Genomic DNA, 14,012 nt, shown 5'->3' on the forward strand with positions numbered 1-14,012 from the left:
GTTTTTCTTGAACAGCCTGTCCTTGACAGCTCAGGTGAAGAAAACCCGCTCACTGAACCAGAACAGCCCCACCGCCAAAATCGCCATGGCGAACACGGGTTCCGCCACCGGGAGCAGCCGGGACGCAAAGCGCTTCAGGAGGGCAAAAGCCCCAAGGGCCGCACCGAGGAACAGCAACTGGCCGACCTCAACACCGAGGTTGAAACCGAAAAGCGCCAGCACCCGGCTTTCCACCGGCAGGCCAATGTCCGTCAGTACGCCCACAAACCCGAAGCCGTGGATCAGGCCGAAGCCGATGGTGACTAGCGGCAGGATACGCACCGCCTTTTCTTCGCCCTCAAGGCTGATGCCCCAGATGCCCGTGCTCATGAGCAGCAGGCCCGCCCAGACGACAGGCGGCAGGATGCCCGCCGTCAGTTGATCGGCGAGCGCGAGCCCCGCGACGGCGAGAAGGCCGATGGTCATCAGGCGCTTGGGCGCCGCCGAACGCGCGACCGCCCAGTCAGCAACCGTGAAGGCAATGGTGAAGGCAATGAGCGGCTCCACCACGGCGGAATTGGGCGCGACATGGCCAAGCGCCCCCAGGGCAAGCGTGATGCTATGCCCCAGCGTGAAGCCGGTGATACACCAGATGAGCGGGCGCAAGGCGCGGACGGCCAGCATCAGCGCCAACAGAAAGGCCAGATGGTCGAAGCCTTCAAGGATATGGAAGATGCCGAGGTGCAGGTAGGGCCCGAACCCGCCGGTGGCTTCCGCGCCGAGGCTCACGTCCGGTTGCGCACGGGTCAGCAGATATTCGGTTTGGCCTGCCCCACGGGTCACGCGCAGCAGATGCACATGGGTAGGCGCGGCCTTAAAAAGCCCTTCAAAACTGATCCGGTCAGCGGCGCAAGGCGCGCTGATCGTCAGCACCATTTCCCCGTCCCGGTCCCGCGGTGGAACGGGGAGCGTGAGCGGACACGCCTGCCCGTCTGCCTCCAGATACAGAAAGGACTTCACCAGCGCGGCAGCATCCGCCCCCTGGCCGCCTGATAGGCTCTTCCACTCGCCGGACGCCATGACCCACTGGCCCTTGGTGGCGCCGTCCGCGACCGTCCAGTCGGACGACGACCGGCCGATGGTGTGCGCGTGGGCGCCCGTGGTGAACAGCAGCAACAGCAGGACGGACAGAAACCGCATCATGGGGCTGTGCCCTCCCCGCCCTGCCGGTCGATCTCAGCCTTGGCGCGCAGCTTGGCGATATAGGCTTTCATCGCTTCGGCATTTTTGAGACGGCGCCAGTCTGCCAGCACCTGGGTGCGGGCGCTTTCAAACGCGGGCGCGGGCAAAGCTTTCACATCGGCGAGATGCAGATAATAAACACCGTGCCCGGCCTCAAACGGCCCCATGGTTTCCCCGACCTTCATGGTCGGGAGGGCGGCTGCCCCCGACGGACCAAGCTTGCGCACGAGCAGGCCTTCCGGCAGCGCCGCTTTGGGCGGCGTCCCGTCCCACGCCTGCCCTTCCTTGCTGGCAAGCTCCGCGAACGAAACCCTGGCCTTGAGCCCCGCCTCAACACGGCCCAGGCGCACCCTGTCCCGGCTGTCAGCGATAAAAAGCGTGCGGACGGCATATTGTTTGGGCGGAGTGAATTCGGCCTGATGGGCCTGATAGAAGGCCCTCAGCGTTGCGTCATCAGGCTCCGGCACCTCGGCGACGATAAATTCCTGCATGGCCGACAGGATCGCCTGCCTGACCTTCGCGTCCCGTTCTGGCAGGCCAAGCGCAAAGGCCCTGTCAATCAGCAGGCGTTCGTTGATCAGCTTGTCCAGAACAGCCTTCCGGCCCTCAGCATCAAGCGCATCCGCCGCTGACCCTGCATACGCCTTAAGCGCCTGGTCATACTCGGCTTTGGTAATTTCATGGCCATTCACGCGGGCGACGCCACCGGGCGTTTGCGTCTTCGCCGGGGCGACAATGCTGCCCGCCACCGCCAGCGCGATGCCGACGAAGGCCGAGGCCGCAAAAAGTTTGGTTTTTAAGGAAGAAGCCACACCGCCCCCGGATTTCCCCTGCGTCCAAAGCCAAATAGAGCCTTGCTTTTATTAATGTTTCTCATTAAATAAGAAGCAGGGACAGAATATAAAAACTGTAGGAGACCAGGGGTGACAAGCCAGACAGACGGGAAGGCCAAACGGGCTGACGCGACCCGTGCTGCCCTTATCAAGGCCGCCGAACGCCTGATCGCACATAAGGGCCTAGCCCAAGTGTCTACACGCGAGATACTACAGGAAGCGGGCCAACGCAACCAATCAGCGCTGCAGTATCATTTCGGCTCCAAAGCCGGGCTGATGCACGCCACCATCAGCGAGCGCACGGCGCAGATCGATGTGCGCCGGGTGGAGCTTGTCGAAGCCTGGAAAGGTGAGCCCAGCCTCAAGGAAGTTTTGACCGCACTGGTGTTGCCGCTGGCCGAGCTCGCCGAAACCGATGAAGCCGGGCGCAACTATGTCCTGTTCCTGAGCCAGGCGATCAGCCAGCCGGACTGGGACCTCCGCCGCGCGATCAAGGACTATACCCTTACCGGTCTCGGCCGCACATTCGAGCAGTATGACCGCTGCCTCAGCCACCTGCCGGATGACGAACGCCGCTTCAAACAGTCGATCGCCTATGACGCCGGTGTGCTCGCGCTCAAGCGCTGGTGCCTGCGGGAAGCGCCCAAGCAATCGGCGCAGGAAATCTCCGACCTCGTCATCCGCACGACCATGGCTATCCTCAAGTCCTGACGACCGGTTCACCGGCTTTTGATCGGTCCCCGGTTGGCAAAATGCCAAGACGCTCCATGTTACACTCTGTACGAGTGAGCCTGTAACCTGGGGGAGGAATTTGATGGCCTTGACCGTCTGTGGCGTAAACCTGTCGCCCTTTGTCCGTAAAATCCGCGTTCAACTGATCGAAAAAGGCGTGCCGCATGATGTGGAACCCCTGAACCCATTTCAGGCCGGTGACGATTTCACCGCCATCAACCCGCTGCGCCGTATTCCCCTTCTGAAGGATGCCGACGTAGGGCCGGATTTCACCCTGCCGGATTCAAGTGCCATCGCCCATTATATCGAGCGCAAGCACCCCGACAGCCCGATGATGCCGGAAAGCGTCGCCGACTATGGCCGCGCGCTGTGGCTTGAGGAATATGCCGACACGGAACTGGCTGGCAAAGTCGGTATCGGCGTGTTCCGGCCCATGGTGTTCCCGCAACTGGCTGGTGGCGCGCCGGATATGGCAAGCGCCGCTGAAGGCGCGCGCAAGCTCGCCCGGCTGTTCGACTATCTGGAAAGCCAGATCGAGGGACGGGACTGGTTCGCGGGCGACCGCTTCAGCCTTGCGGACATTTCGGTCGCCACCCATTTCGTCAACCTTGGGCTGACGGGTGTGGCCCCCGCGTCCGACCGCTGGCCCGCGCTGGACGATTTCCTGAGCCGCGCTTTCGCCCGCGAAAGCTTCCGCACCGTCAACGCCGAGCACGCGGAAATGGATGCAGGGCTTGCCAAACTGAATGTACCAGCTGAGGAGCTATGGTCATGATCACGCTATATACATCGCCGACCCCGAACGGCTGGAAAGCCTCCATCGCGCTTGAGGAAATGGGCCTGCCCTATGAGGTTGAAGCCATCGACCTCGCCAAGGGCGACCAGAAAAAACCCGACTATCTCAAGATCAACCCCAACGGCCGCATCCCCGCCATCGTCGACCATGATGAAGGCGACCTGGCGGTGTTTGAATCCGGCGCAATCCTGATTTACCTGGCCGAGAAAACCGGCAAACTGATGCCGACCGACGTGGCAGGCAGAAGCCGGGTTATCCAGTGGCTGATGTTCCAGATGGGCGGCATCGGCCCGATGATGGGCCAGGCCAATATCTTCTACCGTTATGCGGAGGAGAAAATCCCCTTCGCCATCAGCCGTTACCAGAATGAATCCCGCCGCCTGTTCGAAGTGCTGGATGGCCAACTGGCGAGCCATGAGTATCTCGCGGGCGATTATTCCATCGCCGATATCGCCAACTGGTCCTGGGTACGGACGCACAAATGGTCAGGCGTCTCAACCGAGGGCCTCGCGAACCTGGAACGCTGGCTCGCGGCCATCGCCGACCGGCCCGCGGCCCAGAAAGGCATCGCCGTGCCTTATGATATTTCCGCCAAACTGAAAGAGGACGCCAAAGCGGACGACTTCGTCAAGCAAGCCCGCACTATGGTGACACGCTGATGGGTAGAAAATGGATGATATATGGCGCCACCGGCTACACCGGTAAGCTGATCGCCGCGGAAGCCGCCCGCCGGGGCCTCAAGCCGACACTGGCTGGCCGGAACGCCGATAAGGTGCGGGCCGTCGCTGAGCCCTACGGCTTCGACTGGACCGCTTTCCAGGTGGATGACAGGGAGGCCGCTGAAGCTGCACTCAATGGTCATGATGCCGTGCTGTCGGTCGCGGGGCCCTTCTCGCACACGGCGAAACACATGATCGACGCCTGCCTCAAGTCCGGCTGCCACTATCTGGATGTCACCGGTGAGTTTGCGGTGTTCGAGCACGCGGCAAGCCAAGACAATGCCGCCAAGAACGCCGGGATTGCGTTGATCCCCGGTGTTGGCTTCGATGTGGTGCCGAGCGACTGTTTGGCCGCCCACACTGCCGCCCGCGTCAAAAACCCCGTCGCGCTCCGGATTGCTATCGACGCACTCAGCAGCATGTCCCAGGGCACCGCCAAAACCGGGGTGGAAACGCTCGGCATCGGCTCCCTCACCCGGGAGGAAGGCGAATATATTGCCCGGCCGATGGGCGACCTGCGTCGGACGTTTGATTTAGGGAACGGCCCCAAAGAGTTCTTCACCGTTTCCTGGGGCGACATCGCCACGGCATACTACAGCACCCATATCGGCAACATTGAGGTCTATTTTCCCTATAGCGGGGAGATCAAATCCATGGCGCGCCTGGCACGGCTTCTGGCGCCGCTTCTGCGCAAACCCTGGTTCCAGAATTTCCTCAAGCGCCGGATCGACAAACAGCCCGCCGGGCCGAGCGAGGAAGAACGAGCGCACACCCATTCGACGCTCATGGCCGAAGTGGACGGGGCTGATGGCCAGACAGTGCGCTCCCGACTTACGACCCCGAACGGCTATAGCCTGACGGCCGATAGCGCCGTCACCTGTGTCGAGAAGCTGCTGGCTGGGGATACGCTCAGGGGCTATCACACGCCGTCCACGGCGTTTGGGGCAGAGCTGATTAAGGATATCAAGGGCTGCACGCTCGAAGACCTTCCGGCCTAGCTCAACCCTCGTCAGATTTCTTGACCAGGAAATTCGCGCTGGGCTTACCGAAGAAATAGCCCTGACCGTAATCAACCCCCATGCCGGTCAACAGCTCGGCATGGGCGCGGGTTTCCACCCATTCCCCGACCGTGACGATCCCAAGGTCCTTGCACAGCGTCACCATGGAGCGCAGGAAGGCGCGGTCCTCCCGGTCTTCAAGCGCGTTGCGGATATAGGCGCCGTCGATCTTGAGGGCATCGACCTTCAGCTTCTTGAGATACTGGAAGCCCGCGGCGCCAGCGCCGAAGTCATCCAGATAGACCTTGAAGCCAATTTCCCGGATATCTTCCAGCACATGCCCTAGCGCATCGAGGTCATGAATTTTCGCCGATTCCGTGATTTCAAGCGACAGATAGCGCTTCAAATCCTCGTTGCCGCGCAAGACGCTCATCAACTCCAACAGGAACTCGGGGTTCGACAGGGAGCGGCCGGACAGGTTGACCGCGATACCCGGCGCGCCGCCCTTCCTGAGCAGTTCGCGGATCTTGCTGATCGCCCTGCCGACAACGGCATAATCGAAATCGTCAATGAGCCCGACATCCTCGGCAAAGCGGATCATCTCCCACTGGGTCTTGATCATCGGCGGCAGCTCGAACCGGGTCAGCGCTTCGAAATGATGTACGGTGCCACGCTTCAGGTGCACGATCGGCTGGAACACAAGCGAAAAGGCGCCGTCTTCCAGTACCTGACGGAAAGCTTTGACCCGCTCGGTTGTCTCCCCGATCATCGTCCGGCAATTGGTGGCAATTTCACCGACCCCAAAGCCTTCATTCTCCCGTGCGAAATTCTGCAGGCTGAACACAAGTGCCCGCAGGCTGTCCTTCTGGCTGAGCGTAGCTTCGGCAGCATCAATGGTTGCCGCCTGGACAGACAGGCCCGTGACCTTCTCAAGCTCGCCCGCGAAATCGGCCACCGCGCCCTCGGGGCCCGGCTTTTCGTGCACAAAAGCAAACTTATCGTCCGCAAGCTGCGCCGCATGGTTGCCGCCAACGGAATAGGTCCGGAGGTATTTTTCAATTTCCTGCCGTTGTTCGCCGCTGAGCGCCTGCCCGGCACCCGCTTCCAGCACGGTGACCAGCATCTGGTCCTGCGCCTCCGGGTTGCCTTCGAACAAGGCCTCCAGGCGCTCATAGAATTCCTGTTTCTTCTCGTCCGTCTTCTTCTGGCTCGTCTCGGACTTGCCGGACACACCCAGGCGGTACGGCCGGGAGAGGACGACATATATCCTGTCGGTCGCGGTCGGCAGTTTGGCCATGAAAATGGCGAATTGTTCCTTCGTTCCGCCCTGGCGCCCAATCGACACCGTAAACGGGCCAAGACGATTGGCCCCGGTCAGGGTTTTGGCGGCGCTTTCGATCAAGCTGCGGCCGCGGTCGGTCAGAAGGTCTAGAAAATTGATCGGCTCGGCCCCCGAGGTGTCGATACCCAGGGTGTTTTTGACGGCGCCATCGGCGTTTTGAATGAAAAAATCCGTATCCAGTTCAAGCAACAAATCCCCTACGCAAAAGGCGTAGCCCAAAAACCTATCTGGAACCTTCGTCATCACAATCCTTCAGTCGCCATGACCGGCAGCTTATTTTCCCGATATCAACACCGGTAAAATGCACAATGACCAGTTGGCGCCTAACCCCCATTAGTTTCTGGCACGGAGCCAGTTAGGAAACAGTAAACAATAAGCACCCTGAAAAGAAATCCATGGCCGCAAGGCCTGGCCTTTTGCCCATCCGCTTTCAAATCTGATGCTATCGATCCCCACCCCTTGGACAAGCCAAGAACATAGGCTCATTTCAGACCGATACCTTGTTCCGTGTCAAATGGTTAGCGCCGAAGCGTTACTTCTTGTCTTCTTTTTTTGTGTCGCCCGCGTCGTGTGACCGATTGTGTCATCCCGGACCGACCAAAGCATTATTGACTATTTACTCAACATTCAAACTTTGTCACGGTGCGGTAACCGTATCGGGGTTTAGTGGACCCCGATTGTTTCATTTTCCGGGGAGCTAACCAATGAAATCTGTAATGTCGATGGGCCCGAGCCGCCGTGCGGTTGTCAGCGGGATGGGGGCCACGCTTGGCCTGCTGGCGCTGCGTGGCCATAAAGTTCTGGCGGATGCGCCTGCGCACTTTACCCATGGCATTGCAAGCGGCGATCCTCTCGCCGACCGCGTTATCCTCTGGACCCGCGTTCTGCCCGGCAGCGGCAAACAGGAAGCCATCAGCGTCCGCTGGCAGGTGGCCCATGACACCGATTTCAACAAGATCATCTCCTCCGGCATGACCGACACGGGGCCGGGACGGGATTATACCGTCAAAGTGGATGCAGGCGGCCTGAAGCCCGGCCATACCTACTATTACCGCTTTAGCGCCGGAGGGGTGACAAGCCCCGTGGGTCGCACACGCACCCTGCCGAAGGACGGGATAGAACGGCTGAAGCTGGCCGTTATCTCCTGCTCCAACTATCCGCAGGGTTATTTCAACGTCTACAGGGAACTGGCGGGCCGCGATGTCGAGGCCATCCTGCACCTTGGCGACTATATTTACGAATATCCGGTCGGATACTATGACAATAAGGAAGCGGTCGAGATGGGCCGTCACATCCAGCCGAAGACCGAGCTTCTGAAACTTGAAGACTACCGGATGCGCTACGGTCTTTACCGCACCGACCCGGACCTGCAGGCCGCCCATGCCGCCCACCCCTTCATCTGCGTGTGGGATGACCATGAGGTCGCCAACGACACCTGGAAGAATGGCGCCCAGAACCATAACCCGGGCGAAGGCGATTTTGCCGTCCGCAAGGCCGCGGCCATCAAGGCCTACCGCGAGTGGATTCCGGTCCGCGACAACGTCCCGGCCGAGCCTGAGAAAATCTACCGTACCTTCGATTATGGCGGGCTGGCGTCGCTGATCATGCTCGATACACGCTTGATCGCTCGGGACAAGCAGCTGAATTATGCCCACGACCTGCCGATGCAGACCATCGCCTTCGACATGACCGATCCGGATGCGCCCAAGGCGGTGCTCGATGAAGCAGCGGTGAAGGCCCTGCCCGCCGATAAGGTCAAGCATGTCGCCGTTCCCTTCAACCTCGACGGCAAAAAGCCTGAGCCGATGACCGACTGGAACACCATCAAATCGCTCGACCCCAAAAAACTGCCGAAGGGCTATAGCTACCTGCCGGATGCTGAAACCTTCAAAACCAAGCTGCTGGGGGACCCCAAGCGCACCATGATGGGCGAGGCGCAGGAAGCCTGGTTCGCGGATGAGCTTAAGCGCTCCACCCAAGCGGGCACGCCCTGGCAGGTGATCGGCCAGCAGGTCATTATCGGCAAGATCGGCATCCCATCGATCCCCGAGGACAAGATCGACTTCTCAGAGGCCCACTATCTGACGCGGGAAAAATACCGGGCCTATCAAATGCTCGCAGCGCTTGGCCTGCCGTTCAACCTGGACTCCTGGGACGGTTACCCCGCCTGCCGGAACCGGGTGTTGGACAGCGTCCAGAAATATAGCAAGAGCACGGTCTTCCTGTCGGGCGACAGCCACAATGCCTGGGCTTTCAACCTCGCCGACCGGCACGGCAAACCGGCAGCGGTCGAGTTCGCGACCTCCGCCGTCAGCTCACCCGGCCTGGAAGATTATCTGCGCGCTGATGCCAAGCTGACAGCAGACTCCTTCCTGAAGGCAAGCCCCGAGATGAAGTATGTAGACACCACGCACCGCGGTTGGCTGGAGCTGGATATCACGCCAACACGCATGAAGTGCCGCTATCTCTATGTCGATACGGTTCTCAGCAAGGACTATAAAGTGATTGAAGGCCCCATCGGTGTGACCGACGCGGGCAGCCAGACGCTCAGCGTGGGAGAGGCCTGACATTTTTTTCGATCGGCTCCCCGTGATATAACGTAAGTATGGTTGTAATTGGTTTCGGAATACGCATATCTGACAGCGTGCGGCGTTTAACCAAAACCAATAGAATAGTCGCGGAGAGACAGCGATGGGAGACAAGAGTCACCTTCTGAACCAATTGAAAATCGATCGTGAGCCGGAACCGGAGAAAAAAGGACTTTCTCCGGTATGGCTTGTTGCGGTTGCCCTCGTCGCCGGCGGTGGCGGAGCCTATATCGGCTTCGAATCCGCGGGGGACAGTACGGCCAGCGCCAAGCAAACGCCAGCCACGACCGAACCACAAAAAGCGGATACCGCATCCTCGGCCGCAATGGCCGATACACCAACGCCGCCCACGACGCCTGCTGTGGCCGACAACCGCATCCTGAATGCGTCCGGCTATATCACGGCACGGCGCATCGCCACCGTGTCAGCCAAAGTGCTGGGCCTTCTGACCGACGTGAATGTCGAAGAAGGCATGGCGGTCAAGACCGGGCAAGTCCTCGCCCGGCTCGACGATTCCATCGCATCGGCGGACTATAAGCTCGCCGAAGCACAAGTCGTTGCCGCCAAGGCCCGCAAGACCAGCGCCGAAGCCAAACTTCAGGAAGCCGAACGCGTGCTAAAGCGCGCGACCGAGCTGAAGACCAATGACTTCTCGACCGAAGCCAGCGTCACCCGCGCAAGCGCCGACGTTGAAAGCCTGAAGGCCGAACTGAAAAGCGCGGCGGCTGATATCCAGGTCGCGGAATTCCAGGCCGAGCGCCAGAAAGAGGTGTTGGACGAACATACCATCCGCGCCCCGTTCGACGGCATCGTAACCGTGAAAGCGGCCCAGCCGGGTGAGATCGTCTCCCCCAGTTCGGCAGGCGGCGGTTTCACGCGGACCGGTATCTGCACCATTGTGGATATGGACAGCCTGGAGATCGAGGTGGATGTCAACGAAGCCTACATCCACAAAGTAAAAGCCGGCCAAAAAGTGGACGCCAACCTGGACGCCTACCCGGACTGGACCATTCCAGCCACGGTCATTGCGATCATCCCGACCGCTGACCGCGCCAAGGCAACCGTCCGGGTTCGTATCCGGATCGATGACAAGGACCCGCGCATCCTGCCCGACATGGGGGTGAAAGTCGCGTTCCTCAAAAGCTGAAACCCAAATATAGGGGACTATAGTCATGACAGACGATCATCTTTTTGACCTTAAAGGCGTTTCCAAGCGTTTCATAAAGGGCAAGGAGGCCATCAGCATTTTCGACGGCCTCGACATGACCATCAAGAAGGGAGACTTTCTCGCGATCATGGGGCCTTCGGGCTCCGGCAAGACTACGCTTCTCAACATGCTCGGCGGTGTCGACCAGCCGACGGGCGGCGAGGTCTGGTTCGACGGCAAGCGCATCGACAAATTGAGCGAAGGCCAGATGGCCAACTGGCGCGCGGGCAACATCGGCTTCATCTTCCAGTTCTATAACCTGATGCCGATGCTGAATGCGGCCCGGAACGTGGAACTGCCGCTTTTGCTGACCAACCTCTCGGCCGCCCAGCGCAAGAAAAGCGTGACGGCCGCCCTGGAGCTTGTCGGCCTTGCCGACCGTGCGAGCCACCTGCCGAAGGAAATGTCAGGCGGCCAGATGCAGCGTGTGGCAATTGCCCGTGCAATCGTTTCGGACCCGAAACTTCTTCTCTGTGACGAACCGACCGGGGACCTGGACCGCAACACGGCGGACGAAATCCTGGAGATGCTTCAGCTTCTCAACAAGGAATTCGGCAAGACCATCGTGATGGTCACGCACGACCCCTCGGCCGCCAAATATGCCACCCACACCCTGCATCTCGACAAGGGCCAGTTCGTTGAGAAGGATCTGGTGGCATGACAGACTTCTACATTGTCTGGAAGAACCTGACGCGGAAACCGCTCAGGCTCTTCCTCACGCTGTTCGCCACCTTCATCGCCTTCACGATCTACGGTACGATCACGGCGTTTCAGGTGGCCTGGGACAGCGGTGTGAACCTCGCGGCTGACGACCGGCTCGTCACGGTGAACAAGATCAACTTCACCCAGCCTTTGCCGGTCTCCTACGTCAACAAGGTGCGCGCGGTCAAAGGCGTCGCAGCCGTAACCCAGATGAACTGGTTCGGCGGCTATTTTCAGGACCCGCGCAAACAGTTGGTCATGATGGCCGTGGATGCCCCAAGCTTCCTGGAAGTCTATGACCAGGTCGTGCTAACGCCGAAGGAACAGGAAGCCTGGATCCAAGACCGCCAGGGCCTTATCGCCGGCGAAGCGGTGGCCCGCACTTATGGCTGGAAAGTGGGCGACCATATTCCGGTCAACTCCAACATCTTTTCGCAGAAGGATGGCCGGACGGCGTGGGACTTCACCATCGATGGCATCTTCAAGGGCAAGACCCCGCAGACCGACACCAACAGCGTCTATTTCCACTATAAATATTTCAATGAGACCAAATCGTTCGGGAAGGACTATATCGGCTTCCTCGGCATCCGCACCACGGACCCGAAGCTGAACGAGCAGGTGATCAAGACCGTCGATGACATGTTCGCCAACACGCCGTTTGAAACCCAGACGGTGCCGGAAAAGGTCTTCAACAAGGGCTTCATCGAGCAGATCGGCAATATCCGGTTGATCCTGACCTCGGTGGTGGGCGCTGCCTTCTTCATCATCCTGGTGATCGTCGGCAACTCCATGGTGCTGGCGATCCGGGAACGCACGGGTGAGATCGCGGTGATGAAGACGCTGGGCTTCCAGTCCGGGCGCCTCTTCCGCATGATCCTGAGTGAATCGATGATGCTGGCGCTTCTGGGGGGCGGGCTTGGCCTGTCGGCCGCCACGGGACTCACATGGCTGATCACCAGCAAGATGCCGCAGATGCCGCCGCTTTTGATGACCCACAGCATTGTCCTGCAATCGCTTGGGTTCATGCTGGCGATGGGGCTTCTGACCGGAATCATCCCGGCCGTGAATGCCCTCAGGCTCAACATCATTACCGCCTTCAGCCGGCAGTAGGAGGACATAGCTATGAAACTTCTATCGCAAATCTGGGTGGTGATCGTCATGAACATCCGCAGCCTGCCTCAGCGTCTGTGGATGTCCCTCGCCGCCATTCTCGCGGTTACCGTCGTCGTGGCGGTGCTTCTCTCGTTCCTGTCCATGGCCAATGGTTTCGCCAAAACCCTTGAAGGCACGGGCAGCAACGATATCGCCATCGTCACCCGTGGCGGGTCGCAGTCCGAGCTGAACAGCGTGCTGTCGCGCCATGCAGTCAACGCCGTCTCGGTCGCGCCGGGTGTGGCCAAAACGGCGGATGGGCAGCCTTACTATTCGGCTGAGCTTTATGTGGTCGTGAACGCCATTAAAAAGTCCTCCGGGACCAAGGTGAATATACCGCTTAGGGGCATTGACCCTATCGGCTTCACCCTGCGCGACCATGTGAAGATCACCGCTGGCCGCATGTTCCAGCCCGGCAAGAATGAGATCATCGTCGGCCAGAAAGTTCTGGGCCAGTTTAGCGGTTTCGAACTGGGCAAAGAGGTCAAGTTCGGCAAGTCACGCTGGACCGTGGTCGGCATCTTCTCGACCGGCGGCACGGCCTTCGAAAGCGAGCTGTGGGCGGATGCACGCACTGTGCAATCTCAGTTCCGCCGGGGTGACAGCTACCAGACCATGCGCATCAAGCTGACCACGCCGGGGGATCTTTCGGGCATCGAGAAAGCGATCAAGGCCGACCCGACGCTCAACTTGGACGTCAAAACCGAGGCTCAGTATTTCGCTGAGCAAGGTCAGGCGCTCAAGAATATCGTTCGGGTAGGCTGGGCCATCAGTATCGTGATGTCGCTCGGTGCGCTCGCCGGCGCCCTCAATACCATGTTCACCTCCGTGGCATCGCGCTCGAAGGAGATCGCGACCTTGCGGGCCATCGGTTTCTCGAACGTGTCCGCCTTCTTCGGCACGCTCGCGGAATCGGTCGTGCTGTCGGTGCTTGGCGGCCTTGTCGGCGCGCTCATGTCCTACCTGTTCATGGACGGCATGACCACCTCGACCCTGGGGGCCAGCTTCACGCAGGTGATTTTCACCTTCGAGCTATCACCCGCATTGTTCGAGAAAGGCATCATCCTCGCGCTGCTGATCGGCGTGATCGGCGGCTTCTTCCCGGCCTGGCGCGCCGCACGGTTGCCGGTGGTTGTCGCTTTCCGGAATGCGTCCTAAACTGAATGACGGAAGGGCTGCCCCGGCGGCCCTTCCTACCCCTGACAGGAGAAAGCGCCGTCATGACCGCCACCCCCGCCGAGATCGAAGCCTATCTCTATGATCATATCCCGATCAGCAAAGCCTTCGGCGTGACGGTCAAACAGGCGGATACGGAGGTGGTGCTAGCCGCGCCCTTCGCGCCCAACATCAACCATAAAAGCACGGTTTTCGGCGGCAGCCTGCAGGCGGTAGCGACCCTGGCGGCCTGGAGCCTCGTCCATATCCACGCCCGCGCCTGGGCACCGCGCACGGAAGTGGTGATCACCCACAGCGATATCGATTACCTGAGGCCCGTGACCGGTGATTTCGAAGCCCGGGCGATCCTGCCTGACCTTGCCCAGTGGCAACGCTTCCACAAGGCCTTCAAACGCCATGGCAAGGCCCGCGTCACCATCGGCGTCACGATCCTGGACCAGGATGCGCTGGCCGTGGACTATAGCGGCACCTTCGCGCTTTTGAGCCACCCTGCCTGAGGAATACCACTTTTTCCTTGATCCTCTCCCCTTCCCTTATAAAAGATAC

At 60.1% G+C, this 14,012-nt stretch carries 13 protein-coding genes; 10 read left to right on the top strand and 3 right to left on the bottom strand.

What is annotated here, in order from left to right:
* Nucleotides 1–30: 30 nt before the first annotated feature.
* Complete coding sequence (locus tag K6118_RS01320; protein ID WP_247118323.1) at nt 31–1,182, bottom strand: HupE/UreJ family protein; 1,152 nt, start codon at nt 1,180–1,182, stop codon at nt 31–33.
* Entirely contained in the window at nt 1,179–2,033 is an 855-nt protein-coding gene (locus K6118_RS17470) for a peptidylprolyl isomerase (protein ID WP_247118324.1), read from the bottom strand. Before K6118_RS17470 ends, K6118_RS01320 begins: the two co-directional genes overlap by 4 nt.
* A 111-nt stretch (nt 2,034–2,144) precedes the next feature.
* Between K6118_RS17470 and K6118_RS01330 the strand changes: the two genes are divergently transcribed.
* The 4 genes from K6118_RS01330 (at nt 2,145) to K6118_RS01345 (ending at nt 5,299) form a co-directional block, all read left to right on the top strand.
* The gene (locus tag K6118_RS01330) at nt 2,145–2,765 is read left to right on the top strand and encodes a TetR/AcrR family transcriptional regulator (RefSeq protein ID WP_247118325.1); all 621 of its coding nucleotides are present in this window, start codon (nt 2,145–2,147) and stop codon (nt 2,763–2,765) included.
* Nucleotides 2,766–2,868: 103 nt separating this feature from the next.
* Nucleotides 2,869–3,561 carry a glutathione S-transferase family protein gene (locus K6118_RS01335; protein WP_247118326.1) on the top strand — a complete coding sequence of 231 codons (693 nt, stop codon included), beginning with the start codon at nt 2,869–2,871 and terminating at the stop codon, nt 3,559–3,561.
* Nucleotides 3,558–4,241 (top strand): glutathione S-transferase family protein, encoded by a 684-nt coding sequence (locus K6118_RS01340; protein WP_247118327.1) that lies wholly within the window; start codon nt 3,558–3,560, stop codon nt 4,239–4,241. The genes K6118_RS01335 and K6118_RS01340 overlap by 4 nt, the downstream gene beginning before the upstream one ends.
* Nucleotides 4,241–5,299 (top strand): saccharopine dehydrogenase family protein, encoded by a 1,059-nt coding sequence (locus K6118_RS01345; RefSeq protein ID WP_247118328.1) that lies wholly within the window; start codon nt 4,241–4,243, stop codon nt 5,297–5,299. Before K6118_RS01340 ends, K6118_RS01345 begins: the two co-directional genes overlap by 1 nt.
* A 1-nt stretch (nt 5,300) precedes the next feature.
* Here the strand turns inward: K6118_RS01345 and K6118_RS01350 are convergent, their stop codons facing one another.
* Nucleotides 5,301–6,830, bottom strand: coding sequence for an EAL domain-containing protein (locus K6118_RS01350; RefSeq protein ID WP_247118329.1), 1,530 nt, complete (start codon nt 6,828–6,830; stop codon nt 5,301–5,303).
* A gap of 515 nt (nt 6,831–7,345) precedes the next feature.
* On the opposite strand from K6118_RS01350, the gene K6118_RS01355 reads away from it, so the two are divergent.
* The 6 genes from K6118_RS01355 (at nt 7,346) to K6118_RS01380 (ending at nt 13,963) form a co-directional block, all read left to right on the top strand.
* Complete coding sequence (locus K6118_RS01355) at nt 7,346–9,208, top strand: alkaline phosphatase D family protein (protein WP_247118330.1); 1,863 nt, start codon at nt 7,346–7,348, stop codon at nt 9,206–9,208.
* A gap of 124 nt (nt 9,209–9,332) precedes the next feature.
* The gene (locus K6118_RS01360; protein WP_247118331.1) at nt 9,333–10,376 is read left to right on the top strand and encodes an efflux RND transporter periplasmic adaptor subunit; all 1,044 of its coding nucleotides are present in this window, start codon (nt 9,333–9,335) and stop codon (nt 10,374–10,376) included.
* A gap of 25 nt (nt 10,377–10,401) precedes the next feature.
* Nucleotides 10,402–11,097: an ABC transporter ATP-binding protein gene (locus K6118_RS01365; protein WP_247118332.1), complete on the top strand. Its 696-nt coding sequence runs from the start codon at nt 10,402–10,404 to the stop codon at nt 11,095–11,097.
* Nucleotides 11,094–12,248 carry an ABC transporter permease gene (locus K6118_RS01370; protein ID WP_247118333.1) on the top strand — a complete coding sequence of 385 codons (1,155 nt, stop codon included), beginning with the start codon at nt 11,094–11,096 and terminating at the stop codon, nt 12,246–12,248. Before K6118_RS01365 ends, K6118_RS01370 begins: the two co-directional genes overlap by 4 nt.
* A 12-nt stretch (nt 12,249–12,260) precedes the next feature.
* Entirely contained in the window at nt 12,261–13,448 is a 1,188-nt protein-coding gene (locus K6118_RS01375) for an ABC transporter permease (RefSeq protein ID WP_247118334.1), read from the top strand.
* A 62-nt stretch (nt 13,449–13,510) separates the two neighbouring features.
* Complete coding sequence (locus K6118_RS01380; protein ID WP_247118335.1) at nt 13,511–13,963, top strand: YiiD C-terminal domain-containing protein; 453 nt, start codon at nt 13,511–13,513, stop codon at nt 13,961–13,963.
* The last annotated feature ends 49 nt before the right edge of the window (nt 13,964–14,012 follow it).

The organism is Kordiimonas marina, assembly GCF_023006325.1.
Taxonomy (GTDB): domain Bacteria; phylum Pseudomonadota; class Alphaproteobacteria; order Sphingomonadales; family Kordiimonadaceae; genus Kordiimonas; species Kordiimonas marina.